The organism is Mucilaginibacter psychrotolerans (genome assembly GCF_004519315.1).
Classification (GTDB): domain Bacteria; phylum Bacteroidota; class Bacteroidia; order Sphingobacteriales; family Sphingobacteriaceae; genus Mucilaginibacter; species Mucilaginibacter psychrotolerans.
Window position 1 is genome coordinate 90,689 of the sequence record NZ_SOZE01000013.1, and the last position, 18,002, is coordinate 108,690.

The window sequence follows — 18,002 nt, forward strand, 5'->3', positions numbered from 1 at the left end:
ATTACGATGGGCGGTGTGTAAACGCTACAACAGGTATTTAATTTTTAGAAGGTACCACAACACCATCCAGCATCTTTAATATCGAATCGATGTACTCGCGGTTGTTGGCTAAGCGGGGTACTTTGTGCTGCCCGCCAATTTTGCCTTTCAGCTTCATCCAATTGAAGAATGTACCCTCGGCAACCTTGCGCACCTGGGGGCGGCGCAGGGCCATATCTTTAAAACGCTTGGCATCGTAATCAGAGTTTACGCGGCGCAGGGTTAAATCTAACACATCTACAAAACGCTCAAATTCGGCGGGTTTTTGCTCGAATTCTATCAGCCACTCATGCGCGCCGCACTGGTCGCCATTGAAGTAAACAGGCGCGGCGGTATAATCACGGATGATGGCACCCGTTAATGAACAAGCTTCGGCCAAGGCACGTTCGGCATTGTCTATAATGAGTTCTTCGCCAAAAGCATTGATGAAATGCTTGGTACGGCCGGTGATGGCAATTCGATAGGGCGCAAGTGAGGTGAATTTTACGGTATCGCCTATCATATACCGCCATAGGCCCGCATTGGTGCTGATGATAAGGGCGTAGTTCTTATCCAGCTCTACCTCATCCAGTGTAAGGGTTTTGGGGTCCTCATCGTGCAGGTATTCCAGCGGCATAAATTCGTAGAAGATGCCATAATCGAGCATCAGCAGCATATCGCCGGGTTCCTCTAAATCTTGTATACCAAAGAAACCTTCCGATGCATTATAGGTTTCCAGGTAGTACATATCCGGGCAGGGTATCAATTTCCTAAACTGCTCCCGGTAGGGGGTAAAGTTCACCGCGCCATGGAAATAAAGCTCCAGGTTGGGCCATACCTCCAATAGGTTGTTTTTGCCCGTAATCTCCAGAATGCGTTTAAAGAGCAATATGTTCCAGGTGGGCACGCCGCTGATGCTGGTTACATTTACATCCTTGGTAGCGTGCGCCATCTTTTCAATCTTCTCTTCAAAGTTTTCCAGCAGGGCAATATCCAGGTGCGGGGTGCGGTAAAACTCGGCCCAAAGTGGCAGGTTTTTCATGATTACCGCTGATAGATCACCGAAAGAAGTGTCGGCATTTAGCTGACCTATCTGGTGGCTACCGCCAAGTGTTAAACTTTTCCCCGTGAAAATACGGGCATTGGGGCGGTTGTTGAAGTATATAGTAAGCATATCCTTGCCACCTTTAAAATGGCATTCTTCCAGCGATTCTTCGCTTACGGGGATAAATTTGCTGCGGTCGCTGGTGGTGCCCGATGATTTGGCAAACCAACGGATTTCTGACGGCCACAGCACATTTTGCTCGCCTTTCAGCATCCGCTCGATATAGGGTTTCAGCGTATCGTAATTTTGAATAGGTACCTGCCGCTTAAAATCGGCAAGGCTTTCGATGCTTTTATAGTGATGCTTTTTGCCCCATTCGGTGTTTTCGGCACCGGCCACTAGTTGCTCAAACCATTCTTCCTGTACCTCGTTGGGGTATTTCATAAAAAGCTCTATCTGGTGGATACGCTTTTTCATAAACCAGGTAAATACAGAGTTGATGATGGCCATACGGGGCTGACAATTGGTGGTTATTAGTTCATGGACGAAGGCTTATTGCAAATCGCTTGTTGGCTTTTATGCAGCTACTATGACCATCAACTATAAACCAAATATATAGTTTTACTGCGCAAAGGTTTTCCTTTTCAACACAAAATTAGCACCCAGGTAAACTTTACGCACCATCTCGTTGGCAGCCAATACTTCGGGTACACCCGATTCCAGTATCTTGCCCTCGAAAAGCAGGTAAGCGCGGTCGGTTATGGAGAGGGTTTCCTGTACGTTGTGGTCAGTAATGAGTATGCCTATATTGCGATGCCTTAACTTGGCTACCATAGCTTGTATCTCCTCCACTGCAATGGGGTCTACGCCGGCAAAAGGTTCATCCAGCAGGATGAAGTTGGGTTCGGCAGCCAGGGCGCGGGCAATCTCGGTACGGCGGCGTTCACCACCGCTAAGCAGGTCGCCACGGTTTCTACGTACTTTGTGCAGGCTAAACTCGTCAATCAGTTCTTCCAGTTTATCGCGCTGCTTGTCCTTGGGCATCTTGCCCATCTCCAGCACGGCTTTGATATTATCCTCAACCGAAAGCTTGCGGAAAACAGATGCCTCCTGTGCCAGATAGCCTATACCTTTTTGCGCGCGGCGGTACATGGGGTCGCCGGTTATTTCCTGATCGTCTAAATAAATATGCCCCTCATTGGGTTTCACCAGGCCCACGATCATATAGAAAGAGGTGGTTTTGCCGGCACCGTTTGGCCCAAGCAAGCCTACTATTTCGCCCTGCGCCACGTTAAAGGTTACATCGTTTACAACGCTGCGTTGCTTATATTTCTTTACTAAGTTTTCTGCTCTGAGGATCATATGCTTCTGAACCATGATTCACCAGATTCATGGATTTCCTTGATTGTTGCTTTGGTCGGCCTTCGATTGCTTTCCTTAACGCTTTATATTGGTTTATAGTTTACTATGCTATTCGTTTATCGTAAGGTTGTTGCTGACAACACCAACAACGTCGTAAAAGCCCCCTCTGAATCTCCCCGGTAGGGGAGACTTTTAATTTTAAGCCCTCCCTTCCGGGGAGGGTTGGGTGGGGCTTATCCTTATCCCTTTTATATTCAACTGTATCGTCCTTTGTTCGCGCCAAACGTTTTCTTCTATAGCGTAGCAAATATCAAATGGTACGCCGGGTTTTAATTGCGGCAGGTATTCTGCATGGTTAAAGGCTATGCAACTGAATGCCGCCGAACCGGGCTGCATTACGCTCATTTTTACGTGGTTGCCACCAACCAGGCCCGCATTGCCGCTAACATACACATTTTTGCTCAGGAATACCGGTGCCATATTCTCCGGGCCGAAGGGCGCGAACTGGTTCAGTATCCTAAAGAATTTGGGTTCGATATCGCTCAGTTGCAGTTCTGCATCTATCAGCACCTGTTGTATCAGTTGCTCATCGGTTATGGTGCTGCTCACCACTTCTTCAAACCGTTGGATAAATGCAGGCACCTGCTCTGGCTGCATAGTGAGGCCCGCCGCATACTTATGCCCACCAAACTGCAACAACAAATCGCTGCAGCCGCAAAGGGCCTCGTATAAATCGTACCCCAAAACCGACCGTGCCGAACCGGCCACATGCCCGTTGCTGCGGGTGAGCACTATTGTTGGGCGGTAATATTTTTCGGTAAGGCGAGAGGCTACAATACCTATAACGCCCTTGTGCCAGCGCTCGTTGAATACCACTGTAGATTTACGGCCGATGAGTATTTCGTCGTTATCTATCAGGCTAAGGGCCTCTTCGGTAATTTGCACATCGTATTCCTTGCGTTCCTGGTTACGCTCGTTAATGAGGAGGCCTTTTTCTTTGGCATCGTCTTCGTGGCAGGCAATCAATAGCTGCACGGCATCTTTGGCATCGTTAATGCGCCCGGCGGCGTTTATGCGCGGGCCCAATAAAAACACCACATCGCTAATGGTGTAAGGGCCTTTGCGGCCGGCTACTTCCATTAGCATCTTTACGCCGATGCAGGGATTTTCGTTTATCTTTTGCAGGCCAAGGTGGGCCAGCACGCGGTTCTCGCCGGTTATGTGCACAATGTCGCAAGCTATGCTGATGCAGGCCAAATCGAAATAAGCGCTTACTTCTTCGAATGGTAAGTCGTGTTTTTCCACGTAGGCCTGGGCCAGCTTGAGTCCGATACCGCAACCTGAAAGTTCTTTGTATGGATATTGGCAATCGGCGCGTTTTGGATCGAGGATGGCCACAGCCGCAGGCAATTCATCGCCGGGCAAGTGGTGGTCGCAGATGATGAAATCTACCCCGAGTGTGTTAGCGTATGCAATTTTATCAACCGATTTAATGCCGCAATCCAGCGCGATGATAAGCGTGATGCCATTGGCCGCCGCATAATCTATTCCCGCTGTGGAGATGCCGTAACCTTCTTTATACCTGTCGGGGATGTAGTATTCGATATTGGCGTGATGGTTTTTAAAAAAACTATACGTTAAGGCCACGGCTGTAGTGCCATCTACATCGTAATCGCCATAGATCATCACTTTTTCATTTTGGGCTATAGCGGCATCTATCCGGTCGATAGCTTTTTCCATATCCTGCATCAGGAAAGGATCGTGCAGGTGGAGCACGCTGGGGCGGAAGAAGTATTTGGCTTCGTTGAAGTTGCTGATGCCACGTTGAGCCAGCATATTGCTTAATACGGTGCTGATGTTAAGTTCAGCAGCAAGCGCCTGCACTACATCCGTATCAGCTGCATCTTTTATCACCCACCGTTTAGACATAATTTTTATTAGATTTTTGAGGGTGTAAAGATAGGGAAAGAGAATGTAAGAAGGGAGGTGGTGGAGATTATGACGGGGGGAATAAAAGGCAATGGTGCATAACGTTAGCTTATCCCTAACGTCTTTGCGAGGAGCGGCGCGTGGGTAAAAGAGGTGGGGCGACGCGGTAATCATCCGCAATACAGAGCTGACCTTCGTGCCGATGGTTGCCGCGCTACCGCTTATAATGACATTGGGGCTATGTTTTACAAAATGTGAAATTATAGAGTGCCCTTCAATCTCCTCCAAAATTCTTCCGAAGAAATCAGGTTTCCGATTTCTGCTTCCTCTAAGCCTACGTTTATATTTTCTTTTTGGGCATCGGTAAGGTCATCCCACCAGTCTTTTTCCGATTCGGGCGTTTTGTCTTCTTGCTCTTCCATCGCCTGAATTATTCTACACCAAATAAACTGCATCTTCCTCACCATCCACATCCAAAACCACGTTGACGTGTTCTTTGATAACGGTAGAGAGGGCCACACCTGCATAATCGGTAGTAACGGGGAAGCTTTTGTGGTTACGGTCTACCAATACCACGGTGCGGAGTTTTTTGAGGGGCACATCCAGGAAAACACCGAAACCATAGGCCAGGGTTTTGCCGCTGTTGAGCACATCGTCAACCAGTACAATTACTTTATTGCTGCATTCTTCAATCTCGAAGTTGATACGGGCGCTCAGGCTGGTGCTTTCTTTCTCCAGTTCGATAGTGAGCAGGCGGCTACTGAATGGGGCAATCTCATCCAGCACAGCCTTCAACCGCTCAGCCAAATGGTTGCCCCGGGGCAGGATGCCGGCGATGAGTATCTCGGTTTCGTCGAAATTATCTTCCAGTATCTGGTAGGCAATACGGTCTATCTTTTGCTGTATTTGCGTACTGTTTAATATCAGGATTTTTTTATCGGGCATGTTTTTGTTGTTGGAAGGTTGTAATTTGGAAGGTTGAAATGTTCCCTTTTTGAGTGCTTGGTTTACAATTTAAAGGTAGAAATAAGCCGACAACTTTGCAACAGCACTATTAAGTTTCGAGCGTGGGGTCCAAAACCCAGGGGATATTAGTTTCGAATGTTAACTCGATTAAGTCGTCGTTATTTTCAAAATATGATAAGTTATCTCGATTGCTAAAACCGATAGAGAAATTATCAGAGAATCTGCTTAATTCTATGGAATACCCATTGCCACCAGGCAGAGGGATAGCGCAATTTTTCCCTCTTAATATAAGTCCCTTAAAGTGAAACCAACCCATGATATTATACAAACCATCGGAGGTTTTATAATTGGTCATGATTTCAGCATCCTTTTTATAATCAATACCAAGATTGTCGAATAGTTTCTTTACCTCATCCGGAAATATTTGATCGCGATACGCTAAGTAATTTTCGCAATTTCCACAGCCACATGTGGCAGCTCCATCGCTTACAAACATAGCATAATGTGCCTCGTTCAAGCTCCTGTCAACCTCAAATACCCAATCTTTAAAAGTTACCTTTTCAATAGACATTGTGTTACCCTTTTACATACGGATAATACACAAAGTTCGCCCCCTCTGGCACTACCACGAACAGGCACATAAAATCGTGCGGGTTTTTATAGGTAGTGAGGAAACGTTCTTTCAATTCAGTTTTGATGATGCCGCGCTCGGTAAATTCTTCGATGGTGGAGGCGTGGATGCTCCACTCGGTGTTGAGTTCGTTGCGGTCGAGGATAACTTCGCCCAGTTTGATTTCGTGCTGGTGGGCAACGAATATGGGGTGCAAAGATAAGCCCTCGAGCATGATTTCTACGGCCACCTCGCGGATAGATTCGTTGAAAAGTTTCAGGTCGCGTTCCAGGCTTACCAGCGGGCTTTCCTTTTTTGGTTTATTGGGTTCTGAGCCGTTTTCGTTCAGCAGTTCTTTGGGATCCATATATGTTGGGTACTATGGGTTCTAAAATAGATTAATTATTCCTGCGGCGGTTTGGGTTTCATCTTTGCCGCGTTGAACCTTGGCTTAAAGCCAGCAGGTTTTGGTGCGGCATCCGCTGCGGGCGCTTCCGGCGTTGCAGGTATTTCTGCCTTAGTTTCAATTGCGGCAGGTGCCGGTTCAACACTGTTTTCGGCAAGCGGTATCTCGCCTTCCGTTTTCGGTTGCGCTGTCTCCGCTGGTTTTGGCACCATCTTCATGTTGAAACGAGGCTTGAAGCCGGGTTTTGGCGCGACTCCTTCTATAGGTGGCGTGGGTGTTTCTTCAACAGGCGGCTGTACAGCAACCTGCACAGGTTCATCTGCTTTTTCCTCAACGGGCTCTGCCGGTTTCGGTGCCATCTTCATATTGAAGCGTGGCTTGAAACCAGGTTTTGGTGCGGTAGTTTCCGTAGCAGGGGCAGGTGTTTCTTCAACAGGTCTGGCTTCTGCCTGCGCAAGTGTTTTAGGTTTATCCTCTACAGGTTCAGTTGGTTTCGGTGCCATCTTCATATTGAAGCGTGGTTTAAAACCGGGTTTTGGAGCTGTTGTTTCCGCAGGGCTTGTAGTGCTTTCTTCCGGATTTTCGGCTTTTGGCTCTATCGTTGCTGCTTCTGCGGTAGCCTTTGGAGCAGCCATTTTAGGATTGAAACGGGGTTTAAATGCAGGTTTCGGTGCAGCAGACTCGGCAGGGCTTTCTACTTCCGACTCCGGACTTTCGACTTTCAAACTCGGAGAGGGAATGCTTTCTGTAAGCGTTTCTACGATAGTTTGCTCGGCCAGGCGGTTCTCTATATGTACTTTCGCAGGCTTCAGTTCGGCTGCCAAATGGTATTGCAGGCGTAATTTGTTGAACCAGTATTTTTTGGTATGGTCGAAACTCTTCTCGCCCATTTGCTCGAAATGGGTTTTAAATTCAAAAAACAAGGCGGGCTCACCAGCTTGCAGGCGGGTAAGGTCTATCCTCTTTTTCTGAAAAAACTCTTCGAAAGTCATATTTATTTAGATATAAGATAGCAAGAATCAAGATGCAAGACAAACTTCTTTTTTTCTTCTTGTCTCTTGATTCTTGACCTCTTGATTCTACAAACCCCAAAATTAGATATAAGAGCCAGGAATCAAGAAATAAGACGAGCTCCTTTGTCTTGTCTCTTGGTTCTTAGCTCTTGATTCTGTTTCTAAAAATCTACTTTTAAATCCAACTTAGTAAAGTTGATTCCTTTATCCGTTTGCTCCCAGTCTTCGCGCTCCTCATCGGTAGCGTTCAACAACTTGGGAAACCATTCCAACGGGAAAGCCTGCTGCTTACCATCGGCCTTTTCTACAAAAAGCAAACCATTGGCAAAAGTTACCTTAACTTTTTGGTCCTGCTTGCGGTTTGATAGTAGTGGCATGGTTCGTCAATTTAATAAACTCGTCATTGCGAGGAACGAAGCAATCGCTAAGCTTTGTATTGTGGATATGCTAACCGGGAGATTGCTTCGTTCCTCGCAATGACGCGCGGGGCGTTGTGGCTTATTCCGCCATGTTATGGTACACCGCCTGCACGTCGTCGTCTTCCTCCAGGCGGTCGATGATTTTGAACACGTCTACGGATTGCTCTTCGGTTACGGCGATGTTTGATTGTGCAACTCGCTCCAGCTTGGCCGATTTGGTTTCGATACCTAATCCTTCTAAAGCTTTCTGCATTTTGCCGAAATCCTCGTAAGCCGCGTGCAATACAGCAATTTCGTTTCCTTCCTCGTCTGCATCAACAAACAGGTCTTCTAAACCCGCATCAATCAGTTCAAATTCCAATTCTTCCAAATCGCGGTCGCCCGGGTCGAAAGTAAATACCGATTTGCGGCTGAAGATAAAATCGAGCGATCCGGTTTTGCCCAGCGTGCCGCCGTATTTGGTGAAATAGCTGCGTACGTTGGCTACGGTACGGTTGATGTTATCGGTAGCGGTTTCTACCAATATGGCTACGCCATGCTGTGCATAGCCCTCGTACACCAATTCTTCGTAATCTTTTTCGTCGCGACTGGTAGCGCGTTTAATGGCGGCCTCCACACGGTCCTTAGGCATGTTAACCGCCTTAGAGTTTTGGATAGCTGTGCGCAGGCGCGAATTGGTGTGCGGGTCGCCCCCGCCGGCTTTAACCGCCATTACAATTTCCTTACCCAAACGCGTAAACTGCACCGCCATTTTGGCCCAGCGCTTAAATTTCCTTTCCTTACGGAATTCGAATGCTCTTCCCATTTTTTTGTGATTACACCGATTTATTTTGATTTCACCGATTTCAACGATGCTCTCTAAATAATACTGTGACTTTATTCTTATTTAAGTTTTAAATTATCCTCTTCAAATTCTCAAGCATATCGCTGGTCATTTTGGCCAGATCGTACTCTATTTGCCAGCCCCAGTCTTCGGTTGCCTGGCTATCGTCTATCGATTTTGGCCAGCTATCGGCAATGGCCTGGCGTGGGTCATGGTCGGCGTAGCTCAATTCGAAATTAGGCAAATGCTTTTTAATTTCATCGCCCAATTGTTCTGGCGTAAAGCTTATGCCCGCCAGGTTATAGCTGCTGCGTATTTTTATTTGTTCGGCGGGTGCATCCATCAAGGTAATGGTAGCGCGGATAGCATCATCCATATACATCATGGGCAGGGCGGTACCTTTGGCCAAAAAGCTTTGGTAGTTGCCTTTTTTCAAAGCCTCGTGGAATATGTGAACTGCATAATCAGTTGTTCCGCCGCCCGGGTTCGCGCGCCAGCCTATTAGGCCGGGGTAACGGAGGCTGCGCACATCCAGCCCGTATTTGGCATGGTAATATTCGCACCAGCGCTCTCCTGCCAGTTTGCTGAACCCGTAAACCGTGTTAGGGTCCATTACGCAGTATTGCGGCGTATTATATTGAGGTGAGTGCGGGCCGAAAACGGCGATAGAGCTTGGCCAGAAAACCTTTGCGGTTTTAAACTCTACGGCAAAATCAAGTATATGCAAAAGCCCGCTCATATTCAAATCCCAGGCCATGCGTGGTTTTTGCTCGCCCACGGCCGATAGGATAGCCGCCAGCAGGTAAACCTGTGTAGGGCGGTGCTTTTCGAATATATGGTGCAGGTTATCCTTATCCAGCACGTTGGCAAACTCGAAAGGGCCGCTGTTGCGGATAGCGTAGTTGGGGTTGTTAATGTCCGATGCTATAACGTTTTCGGCTCCGTGTATATTCCTCAAGGCAGTAACCAGTTCGGTGCCAATTTGCCCGTTGGCGCCTATCACTAAAATCTTTTCGCTCATGCAGATGCAGGTTTGGGCACAAAGGTAAATTTTTTTGTCTGAACTCGAATTTTTCGTTGTCTGAACTCGAATTTGGGGGAATTTTTAGAAGTGACAGAATTTAGCTCAAAGCAAGCTATTTTAATTCTGTGTATTCCATTAATTCTTTAAAATTCGAGTTCAGACAAATTCGCATACTAGTTTAGTAGACATTCGCAAAAAAAAACGCATATTTGGAGTTTAGTTTATTACATAATTTAACAAACAAATGAAACCTCCGAAGGAAGCTTCATTTTCAATTAAAAAACAGATTAACGCAATGAAAATCGCAGTAGTAGGTGCCACCGGGCTGGTAGGCACTAAAATGTTGCAGATCCTTGAGGAGCGCAACTTCCCCGTTACAGAATTATTCCCTGTAGCTTCCGCTAAGAGTATTGGTAAAGAAATTACTTTTAAGGGCAAGCAGTATAAGGTGGTTTCTGTTGAGGATGCGATAAAGCAAAGGCCCGATGTTGCCCTGTTTAGTGCAGGTGGCAGTGCTTCTTTAGAGCAGGCCCCAATGTTTGCCGAAGTGGGTACTACCGTTATCGATAACTCATCGGCCTGGCGTATGGACCCCAGCAAAAAGCTGATCGTGCCGGAAGTGAATGCCGATGTATTAACTGCCAATGACAAAATCATCGCCAACCCCAATTGCTCCACCATACAAATGGTAGTGGCCTTAAAGCCCCTGCACGATAAATATAAAATCAAACGCGTGGTGGTATCTACCTACCAATCGGTAACCGGTACCGGCGTAAAAGCGGTTGACCAACTGTTCAACGAGCGTAAAGGTATCGAAGGCCCAATGGCATACCCATACACCATCGACCTGAATGTTATCCCGCAGATTGACGTGTTCACCGAGAACGGCTATACCAAGGAAGAAATGAAGATGGTGAAGGAAACCGTTAAGATAATGGGCGATGACAGCATCAAGGTTACTGCTACCACGGTGCGTATCCCGGTAATGGGCGGCCACTCAGAGTCGGTTAACATCGAGTTCCTGAATGATTTTGACGTGGAGGAAGTAAAAGAGCTGCTTGCCAAATCGCCGGGCATTGTAGTAACTGATGATATCGCGAACCTCAAATATCCGATGCCATTGGACGCACACGATAAAGACGAAGTTTTTGTAGGCCGCATCCGCCGCGATGAAACCCAGCCGAACACTTTAAACTGCTGGATAGTATCTGATAACCTGCGCAAGGGTGCAGCAACCAATGCCGTGCAAATTGCCGAGTATCTGGTGGCCAAGCATTTGATCGGACAGGTTGTAGAGGCGTAGGCAAATTCTAGAGACGTAATATTTTGCGTCTCAACATGCATTTCAGATTTGTATACGGGAGACGCGAAATATTGCGTCTCTACGGAAATAAATGAATAGGGATAGTCGGGAGATTATCCCTATTTTTATTTCAATGAAAGTTGTTAAATTATTTTTGTCCGTCATCTGCCTGTTCGCGGTAACGTTTGCCTTTGCTCAAAAATCAGGGGTAATCGAAAAAAATATATTTAACTCCTACATAAAGGTACAATATTGGGCCCATACCGAAAGCGAGCAATCTTACGACTCGTTAGAAAAAGCAAACGATAATTTAGGGAATTTGATAAAAACCTATGCCATCAAATATCCATCTACGATTACCGCGCCTTTCAAATCTCTACCCGCAGGCCTCACGGTCTCTACTGCAGCAGATGGTCTTTTCAGGATTTATTCCTGGGATAGGCTAACCGGCGGGACTATGCATTTTTTTGCAAATGTTTTTCAGTACAAAATTGGCGATAAGACTTATGCATTGTTAGATCAGCCACTTGGTGAGGGCGTTAATGGCCCATTCTATCATAAATTATTCACATTGAAGGCGGAAAATAAAACCTATTACCTCGCCGTGTTTTTGGTCATTGGTTCTTCGCGGGACCATTTGCGTGGACTACAAGTGTTTTCTATCGAAAACGGAAAGCTAAATGCTAATACAAAGCTGATAAAAACAAAATCCGGGTTGCACAACTTCCTTAGTTATGAATACGACGTTCCTGATGACGTCGATAGGGATGTTGATGTTAGTATTCATTACGATAACGTAACACAAACCATTAAATTTCCGCTGATTGCCAGTGATGGTAAATTCACCACTAAATTCATCACCTACAAATTCAACGGGCAATATTTCGAAAAGGTTATATTAGCCAAATGATATCCTTCAGTCACCGCGTTTTTATGGAAGTTGCCGCCAACCTTAGTTTTTCTAAGGCGGCGCAGGTGCTGTTTATTACCCAGCCGGCTGTCAGCAAACACATCAAAGCCTTGGAAGACCAATACAAGATGCCGCTTTTCGAGCGCAAGGGCAATAGCATATCACTTACGGAAGCCGGCATAAAACTGAACGATTACCTAAAGCAAGCCACCGAAATAGAGCGCAAGATAGCCTACGAACTTTCCATCCTCAGCAACGCTGCCAATGCCGCCGGGCACCTGCGCCTTGGGGCAAGCACCACCATTGCCCTGTATATTTTGCCGTATATCCTCTCGGGTTTCCAACACGAATATGCCAACGTAGGAGTGCAATTGGTTAACCGTAATTCGGAGTATATACTGGATGCCCTGCTGCGGCACGAGGTGGATCTCGGCATTATCGAAGCCGAAACCAAGCTCACCACCGTCACTTACACCCATTTCATGAGCGATGAGGTGATACCGGTTTGCTCGGCAAAAAGTCCGCTGGCGGGGAAATCGCTAAGCCTGAAACAATTCGTAAAAACACCACTGGCGGTAAGGGAACGAGGTTCGGGTACCTTGACGGCCCTGTTAAAGGCCCTCTCGGCATTGCACATCAAACCCGCCGACCTATCCATCAAAATACGCCTCGGAGGTACCGAAGCACTCAAGAACTTCCTCCTGGCCGACCAATGCCTGGGCTTTATGCCCCGCCCCTCCATCATCCGCCAATTAGCCGAAGGCGACCTAGTAGAAGTACCCATAGAGGGCCTCAAAATAACCCGCGATTTCTACTTCATCCGCCGCAAAGGCACGGAAGATAACGGGCTGACGGGCAACTTTATGAATTATGCGGGGAAGTTTGACCGCTGATTAATCTGATTAAATGATTTCGTTGATTGTCTGAACCATGATTCGTAGGATTAGAGGATTTCTTGATTTCCTCCTTTGTTTACTACGATGATTCGATTACACTATCCTTCCTACTCCGCATCCCGCTCCCAACTTCTCTCATCCTCCTTATCCAATTTCTTTATAGCCACATTAAAGTTCATACTGTAATCAGTATAATTGTCCGCTACCTCATGGTCCCATAAAACGACAGGATAATCGGCGGTAAAATAATTGCGCCTCGTATCAAAACAAAGCAATCCCCAATCACTCCAATCGGCAAAGGGGATCAGGCCTATATCATAAAGATATTCATTAGGGTGACGTTCAAGTATCATGTTCCCCAATGCGTTTTGCCAGGTGCGTAAAGGGTGCCTGCAAAATGTTGCCTCGCCAATATGTAGCTCATAAAAGTGTTTATATTTTAAAAACTTCACATATGATGCCGGAAGCTTGCACTTTATTTTTTCTTCAACAGCAGCAATTTCTTCATCGGTTACCGTACTGGCAATTGGCAACCAGGTTTTCCACTCCTGATTTGCCTCCTGGCCGGGTGCTAGCATTTCCGGCTCAATCGACCCGGGAAGTTGATTCAAGCCGCGTTCAACTTCTCTTTGCAAATACTTCTCTATAATTTCTTCTACTTTGTTGCTGGCCATATGCTTGTATTTTGATGCAAAATAACTAAATATTACCTCCTTTTGTAACAACCCTGCCACCGTTAGCATATTGTTAATTTAACTGCTAAATTAGCCTCAGCTAATACTGATAATCATGAGAAAAATCTTCGCCGTTTTATACCTGCTGGCTACTGCCTGTAGCACTGCCATTGCGCAGAGCTACGATGTAAAAGAACATTACACCAAAAAAGATGTGTACATCACCATGCGCGATGGTGTAAAGCTGTTCACCTCCATCTACACGCCAAAGGATGCCTCGGCCACCAATAAATACCCGATAATGATGCAGCGCACCTGCTACAGTGTTGCCCCATACGGCGAAAGCAAATACCCCGGCCAATTGGGCCCCTCTAAATACATGATGCAGGAAGGCTACATCTTCGTTTACCAGGACGTACGCGGCCGCTGGAAAAGCGAAGGCACCTGGACCAACATGACCCCGGTTATCGATAACAAAAAGAAAAAAACCGATGTGGACGAAGGCTCCGACACTTATGACACCATCGACTGGCTCATTAAAAACCTGCCCGGCAACAACGGCCGCGTAGGGCAATGGGGTATCAGCTATCCGGGCTTTTATACGGCTGCGGGCATCCTCAGTAACCACCCGGCCCTAAAGGCATCATCGCCGCAGGCACCTATCTCCGATTTCTTTTTTGATGATTTCCATCATAACGGCGCGTTTTTAGAAAGCTATTTCTTCACCTTCCCGGTGTTTGGCGTGCAAAAGAAAGACACCACTGCTGTACCATGGTATAACAGCCAGATGATAAACCCGCACACTAAAGATGGCTATCAGTTTTTGCTGGATATGGGCCCGCTAAAAAATGCCGACAAATACTATAGCGACAATTTTTACTGGCAGGAAACCGTTAACCACCCCAGCTACGATGATTTTTGGCAGCAACGCGGCTTGCCGAAACATTATGGCAAAACAAAAACCGCGGTAATGACCGTAGGCGGCTGGTTCGATGCCGAGGATTTAACCGGTCCGCTGGCTATTTACAAAGCCATCGAGCAGAAAAATCCGGAGGGTTACAACACCATCGTGATGGGTCCTTTCGGGCACGGGCGTTGGTCGCGCGAAACGGGGCACACTATGCACAGCAATATCTACTTTGGCGACAGCATCGCTACCTTCTACCAAAAAAACATAGAGCAGAAATTCTTCAACCATTTCCTCAAAGGCAATGGTGACAAAAACAGCGGCCTGCCCGAAGCCTATATGTTCAACACCGGCAAAAACGAGTGGCGTACGTTCGATAAATGGCCTTCGCCTGCTGCAGAGCATGTGAAGTTTTACCTGAATAGTGACGGTAAGCTGGCCGCTGCGCAACCGGCAACTACTGGTTCTACAAGCTATGTAAGCGACCCGCTTAAACCCGTTCCTTACACCGAGGATTTGCCGACCACCGTAGGCTTTAGTCCGCATAATTATATGAGCGAAGACCAGCGCTTTGCCGGCCGCCGTACCGATGTGCTGGTTTTCCAAACGGATGTGTTGACCGATGACGTTACCCTGGGTGGCGAGATAATGGCGCACCTTAAAGTGGCCAGCACCGCCACAGATGCCGATTTCTTCGTAAAACTGATAGACGTTTACCCTGCCGATGAGCCGAACAACCCATACATGCCCAACAAAAGCATCACGCTGGGTGGCTACCAGCAAATGGTACGCAGCGAGGTGATGCCGGCCCGTTTCCGCAACAGTTTCGAGAAACCGGAAGCGTTGATAGCGGGTCAAAAAACGGATGTCAACTTTAGGGTTCAGGATGTACTGCACACCTTTAAAAAGGGCCACCGTATTATGATACAGGTACAAAGCACAGCCTTCCCGCTGTTTGCCCGCAACCCGCAAACGTTTTTAGATAACCCCTACAAAGCCAACGATAGCGATTACATAAAAGCTACCGAAACCATATTCAACGATAGCTATTTTGATGTGGAGGTGTTGAAGTAGAAAGGTTGGTGAATGGTGAGTAGGGAGTGGTGAAAATTTTAATTCCCTCCTTGGGGAGGGGTGCGGCTGGAAAAGCGCGCGAAGGCGGGGAGGGGTTAGCGAACTGTGCAAACCGATTGCCTAGCGGAGAACCCCTCCCTCCCACAACACAGCCTAACGCGCCCCTCCCCAAGGAGGGAATGGGGAAAGCTGCCAAACCAATTATGCCATTGCGAAGAGCGGCACGGGCTTGTAAGGAGGGGGCAACGTGGCGAAATCGTCGCCAATGCATTGCGACTATTGTACAAACAGATATTATGTTTAATTTATTCAAAAAGAAGAAACTTGATTGGGTGCATTTACCTGCACCTGATGATAGTATCTTGTTTTTTGAAGCAATAAAACAAAAAAGTGAATATTACTGGGCTGAAACAACACCAAACCCTTCAATTTATGGTTGTCAGCAACAAGGTAATTCTCAATGGAAACCAGGTTTAACTGATAACGAACTGAAAGATTTTGAAATGGCTATAGGTTATGAATTTCCTTTACCGCTTAAAAACTTTTATAAAACAATGAATGGCTTAACAAAGCCGGGGATAAATGTATTTGGTAGCGACGGTACAAAGCCAACATTCAAATCTCTATATTATTCCTATCCGGACGATTTACCTGTGATAGAGGAACTGATAAATTGGATATATGAAGAGAATAAAGTTAATGCCAGCATGGTTAAGCAAGGCATAGTGCCTGCCATTTTTCCAGTGTATCAACATCGATTTATGCTGACAAATTCCGTAGATAATCCTATCTTATCCATGCACGGTGCCGATATTATCTATTGGTCTGACAGCTTAAGCAAACTATTGGCTAATGAAATTTTCGATGCCAATTTTAATATACACGATTTTGAAAGCAACCCAATAAACCAGCCCGAGATTAAATTTTGGCTGGATGAAAAACAATACGATGAAAATTAAAGTACAGCATCTGCTAATTATCCTTTTAGGATTAAGTTCTTCAACCGCCCACGCCCAGCTCGGCACGCCAAAAGAAACCTTCACCCGTGCCGATACCCTGCGCGGTTCGCTCACCACGCCGCTGCGCACCTGCTATGATATCAACTATTACCATTTGGATATTAAGTTCGATATCGATAAGAAATTCATCAGCGGCAATGTGCTGTTCAAGTTCACGGCAGCGGCTGATTTCAGCAAACTACAGTTCGACCTGTGGAACAACCTGAAGATTGAAAAGGTAGTTTACAAGGGCCAAGAGCTAAGCTACAACAGAGAGTTTAACGCGGTGTTCCTTAGCTTCCCTAAAACCATCAGTAAGGGCAGCACGGACGAGTTTACCGTTTACTACAGCGGCAACCCAACCATAGCCAAGCGCGCCCCGTGGGATGGCGGCGTACAATACGCGGTAGATTCGCTTGGTAAACCGCATGTGGCAACCGCCTGCCAGGGCATGGGAGCAAGTGTATGGTGGCCAACCAAAGATGTACAGGATGATGAGGTAGATAGCGCCATGGTGAGCATCAGCGTACCCAACGGCTTAAAGGATGTATCAAACGGGCACCTGCGTAACGTTACCAAGCTGAAAGACGGTTACACCCGTTTCGATTGGTTTGTGGCCAACCCAATAAACAACTACAACCTTGAAGCCAATATTGGCGATTATGCCCACTACACCGGCATCTATCAGGGCGAAAAAGGCAAACTGGAGATGGATTTCTGGCCGTTGAGCTACAATGTTGAAAAAGCCAAAAAGCAATGGGGACTGGATGCGCCGCGCATGCTCAAAGCGTTCGAACATTGGTTTGGTCCATACCCTTTTTATGAGGATGGCTATAAATTGATAGAAACCCCGCACCTGGGTATGGAGCATCAAAGCGGCACGGCCTATGGCAACCATTATCGTAACGGCTACCTTGGTCGCGATTTATCGGGTACCGGCTGGGGTTTGAAATGGGATTTCATCGTGGTACACGAGAGCGGGCACGAGTGGTTTGGCAATAATATCACCAGTAAAGATTTGGCCGATATGTGGATACACGAAAGCTTCACCAATTACAGCGAATCGTTGTTCATAGAAACCTTTTATGGCAAACAGGCCGGGCAGGAATATGTGCATGGCACCCGTATGAACATCCAGAACGATGGCCCCATAGTAGGCGCTTACGGCGTAAACAAAGAAGGTAGCGGTGATATGTACTACAAAGGTGGCAACTTGCTTAACATGGTGCGCACCATTATTAACGACGATGATAAATGGCGCAGCATCCTGCGCGGCCTCAATAAAACCTTTTACCATAAAACCGTTACTTATGATGATGTGGTGGGCTACGTCAATACCCAAAGTGGTATTAACCTATCGCCCGTGTTTGAGCAATACCTGAAACACGCAAAGCTGCCGGTGCTCGAATTCGATACCATACAAGGCAAGCTGATGGCCCGCTGGGTGACCGAAACACCGGGCTTCAACATGCCGGTAAAAGTGAGGGTGAAAGGTGGCGAGTATAAATTCATCAAACCAACCACGCGGTTTACACCGGTAAATATCGATGGGGCGGCGAAAGATAATATCGAAGTAGATACGTTTAATTATTACATTGGCGTTTTGGTTGACTAATATTGAGGTA

18 protein-coding genes are annotated in these 18,002 nt (G+C 46.8%); 6 read left to right on the forward strand and 12 right to left on the reverse strand.

Annotated elements, in window-relative coordinates; all coding sequences use genetic code 11:
- Positions 1–37 precede the first annotated feature (37 nt).
- The 11 genes from E2R66_RS14170 to E2R66_RS14215 form a co-directional block, all read right to left on the reverse strand.
- Entirely contained in the window at positions 38–1,573 is a 1,536-nt protein-coding gene (locus E2R66_RS14170) for a GH3 auxin-responsive promoter family protein (protein WP_133231809.1), read from the reverse strand.
- Positions 1,574–1,684: 111 nt separating this feature from the next.
- The gene (gene lptB, locus E2R66_RS14175; protein ID WP_133231811.1) at positions 1,685–2,425 is read right to left on the reverse strand and encodes an LPS export ABC transporter ATP-binding protein; all 741 of its coding nucleotides are present in this window, start codon (positions 2,423–2,425) and stop codon (positions 1,685–1,687) included.
- A 198-nt stretch (positions 2,426–2,623) separates the two neighbouring features.
- Complete coding sequence (gene recJ / locus E2R66_RS14180) at positions 2,624–4,354, reverse strand: single-stranded-DNA-specific exonuclease RecJ (protein WP_133231813.1); 1,731 nt, start codon at positions 4,352–4,354, stop codon at positions 2,624–2,626.
- Between the two features lie 260 nt (positions 4,355–4,614).
- Positions 4,615–4,776 (reverse strand): hypothetical protein, encoded by a 162-nt coding sequence (locus tag E2R66_RS28360; RefSeq protein ID WP_158288415.1) that lies wholly within the window; start codon positions 4,774–4,776, stop codon positions 4,615–4,617.
- A gap of 13 nt (positions 4,777–4,789) precedes the next feature.
- A complete protein-coding gene (locus E2R66_RS14185; protein WP_133231815.1) occupies positions 4,790–5,299 on the reverse strand; it encodes a phosphoribosyltransferase family protein in 510 nt (169 codons plus the stop codon).
- 109 nt (positions 5,300–5,408) lie between these two features.
- On the reverse strand, positions 5,409–5,891 hold the full coding sequence (locus tag E2R66_RS14190; protein WP_133231817.1) for a hypothetical protein: 483 nt from the start codon (positions 5,889–5,891) through the stop codon (positions 5,409–5,411).
- Positions 5,892–5,895: 4 nt separating this feature from the next.
- Positions 5,896–6,297, reverse strand: a complete 402-nt coding sequence (locus E2R66_RS14195; RefSeq protein ID WP_133231819.1) for a hypothetical protein — start codon at positions 6,295–6,297, stop codon at positions 5,896–5,898.
- Positions 6,298–6,332: 35 nt separating this feature from the next.
- A complete protein-coding gene (locus E2R66_RS14200) occupies positions 6,333–7,328 on the reverse strand; it encodes a hypothetical protein (RefSeq protein WP_133231821.1) in 996 nt (331 codons plus the stop codon).
- A gap of 182 nt (positions 7,329–7,510) precedes the next feature.
- Positions 7,511–7,726, reverse strand: a complete 216-nt coding sequence (locus tag E2R66_RS14205) for a DUF2442 domain-containing protein (protein WP_133231823.1) — start codon at positions 7,724–7,726, stop codon at positions 7,511–7,513.
- Between the two features lie 121 nt (positions 7,727–7,847).
- A complete protein-coding gene (locus E2R66_RS14210) occupies positions 7,848–8,573 on the reverse strand; it encodes a YebC/PmpR family DNA-binding transcriptional regulator (protein WP_133231825.1) in 726 nt (241 codons plus the stop codon).
- 88 nt (positions 8,574–8,661) lie between these two features.
- Positions 8,662–9,612 carry an NAD-dependent epimerase/dehydratase family protein gene (locus tag E2R66_RS14215; protein ID WP_133231827.1) on the reverse strand — a complete coding sequence of 317 codons (951 nt, stop codon included), beginning with the start codon at positions 9,610–9,612 and terminating at the stop codon, positions 8,662–8,664.
- 298 nt (positions 9,613–9,910) lie between these two features.
- Between E2R66_RS14215 and E2R66_RS14220 the strand changes: the two genes are divergently transcribed.
- The 3 genes from E2R66_RS14220 to E2R66_RS14230 all read left to right on the forward strand — a co-directional run bounded on the left by E2R66_RS14220 (position 9,911) and on the right by E2R66_RS14230 (position 12,721).
- On the forward strand, positions 9,911–10,918 hold the full coding sequence (locus E2R66_RS14220; RefSeq protein WP_133231829.1) for an aspartate-semialdehyde dehydrogenase: 1,008 nt from the start codon (positions 9,911–9,913) through the stop codon (positions 10,916–10,918).
- 133 nt (positions 10,919–11,051) lie between these two features.
- Entirely contained in the window at positions 11,052–11,828 is a 777-nt protein-coding gene (locus E2R66_RS14225; RefSeq protein ID WP_133231831.1) for a hypothetical protein, read from the forward strand.
- On the forward strand, positions 11,825–12,721 hold the full coding sequence (locus tag E2R66_RS14230) for a LysR family transcriptional regulator (RefSeq protein WP_133231833.1): 897 nt from the start codon (positions 11,825–11,827) through the stop codon (positions 12,719–12,721). Before E2R66_RS14225 ends, E2R66_RS14230 begins: the two co-directional genes overlap by 4 nt.
- A gap of 110 nt (positions 12,722–12,831) precedes the next feature.
- Here the strand turns inward: E2R66_RS14230 and E2R66_RS14235 are convergent, their stop codons facing one another.
- Positions 12,832–13,398, reverse strand: coding sequence for an SMI1/KNR4 family protein (locus tag E2R66_RS14235; RefSeq protein ID WP_158288416.1), 567 nt, complete (start codon positions 13,396–13,398; stop codon positions 12,832–12,834).
- Between the two features lie 115 nt (positions 13,399–13,513).
- Between E2R66_RS14235 and E2R66_RS14240 the strand changes: the two genes are divergently transcribed.
- The 3 genes from E2R66_RS14240 (at position 13,514) to E2R66_RS14250 (ending at position 17,992) form a co-directional block, all read left to right on the forward strand.
- The gene (locus E2R66_RS14240; RefSeq protein ID WP_133231837.1) at positions 13,514–15,379 is read left to right on the forward strand and encodes a CocE/NonD family hydrolase; all 1,866 of its coding nucleotides are present in this window, start codon (positions 13,514–13,516) and stop codon (positions 15,377–15,379) included.
- A 116-nt stretch (positions 15,380–15,495) separates the two neighbouring features.
- Positions 15,496–16,338: an SMI1/KNR4 family protein gene (locus E2R66_RS14245; RefSeq protein ID WP_133231839.1), complete on the forward strand. Its 843-nt coding sequence runs from the start codon at positions 15,496–15,498 to the stop codon at positions 16,336–16,338.
- Positions 16,328–17,992 carry a M1 family metallopeptidase gene (locus tag E2R66_RS14250; protein ID WP_133231917.1) on the forward strand — a complete coding sequence of 555 codons (1,665 nt, stop codon included), beginning with the start codon at positions 16,328–16,330 and terminating at the stop codon, positions 17,990–17,992. The genes E2R66_RS14245 and E2R66_RS14250 overlap by 11 nt, the downstream gene beginning before the upstream one ends.
- Positions 17,993–18,002 lie beyond the last annotated feature (10 nt).

Excerpts from the sequence above, each read along its gene's own strand:
- E2R66_RS14200 (WP_133231821.1), bottom strand. The coding sequence starts at position 7,328 with ATGACTTTCGAAGAGTTTTTTCAGAAAAAGAGGATAGACCTTACCCGC.
- E2R66_RS14170 (WP_133231809.1), bottom strand. The coding sequence starts at position 1,573 with ATGGCCATCATCAACTCTGTATTTACCTGGTTTATGAAAAAGCGTATC.
- E2R66_RS14215 (WP_133231827.1), bottom strand. The coding sequence starts at position 9,612 with ATGAGCGAAAAGATTTTAGTGATAGGCGCCAACGGGCAAATTGGCACC.
- recJ (WP_133231813.1), bottom strand. The coding sequence starts at position 4,354 with ATGTCTAAACGGTGGGTGATAAAAGATGCAGCTGATACGGATGTAGTG.
- E2R66_RS14235 (WP_158288416.1), bottom strand. The coding sequence starts at position 13,398 with ATGGCCAGCAACAAAGTAGAAGAAATTATAGAGAAGTATTTGCAAAGA.
- lptB (WP_133231811.1), bottom strand. The coding sequence starts at position 2,425 with ATGATCCTCAGAGCAGAAAACTTAGTAAAGAAATATAAGCAACGCAGC.
- E2R66_RS14185 (WP_133231815.1), bottom strand. The coding sequence starts at position 5,299 with ATGCCCGATAAAAAAATCCTGATATTAAACAGTACGCAAATACAGCAA.
- E2R66_RS14250 (WP_133231917.1), top strand. The coding sequence starts at position 16,328 with ATGAAAATTAAAGTACAGCATCTGCTAATTATCCTTTTAGGATTAAGT.
- E2R66_RS14190 (WP_133231817.1), bottom strand. The coding sequence starts at position 5,891 with ATGTCTATTGAAAAGGTAACTTTTAAAGATTGGGTATTTGAGGTTGAC.
- E2R66_RS14210 (WP_133231825.1), bottom strand. The coding sequence starts at position 8,573 with ATGGGAAGAGCATTCGAATTCCGTAAGGAAAGGAAATTTAAGCGCTGG.
- E2R66_RS14240 (WP_133231837.1), top strand. The coding sequence starts at position 13,514 with ATGAGAAAAATCTTCGCCGTTTTATACCTGCTGGCTACTGCCTGTAGC.
- E2R66_RS14220 (WP_133231829.1), top strand. The coding sequence starts at position 9,911 with ATGAAAATCGCAGTAGTAGGTGCCACCGGGCTGGTAGGCACTAAAATG.
- E2R66_RS14230 (WP_133231833.1), top strand. The coding sequence starts at position 11,825 with ATGATATCCTTCAGTCACCGCGTTTTTATGGAAGTTGCCGCCAACCTT.
- E2R66_RS14195 (WP_133231819.1), bottom strand. The coding sequence starts at position 6,297 with ATGGATCCCAAAGAACTGCTGAACGAAAACGGCTCAGAACCCAATAAA.
- E2R66_RS28360 (WP_158288415.1), bottom strand. The coding sequence starts at position 4,776 with ATGGAAGAGCAAGAAGACAAAACGCCCGAATCGGAAAAAGACTGGTGG.
- E2R66_RS14225 (WP_133231831.1), top strand. The coding sequence starts at position 11,052 with ATGAAAGTTGTTAAATTATTTTTGTCCGTCATCTGCCTGTTCGCGGTA.
- E2R66_RS14205 (WP_133231823.1), bottom strand. The coding sequence starts at position 7,726 with ATGCCACTACTATCAAACCGCAAGCAGGACCAAAAAGTTAAGGTAACT.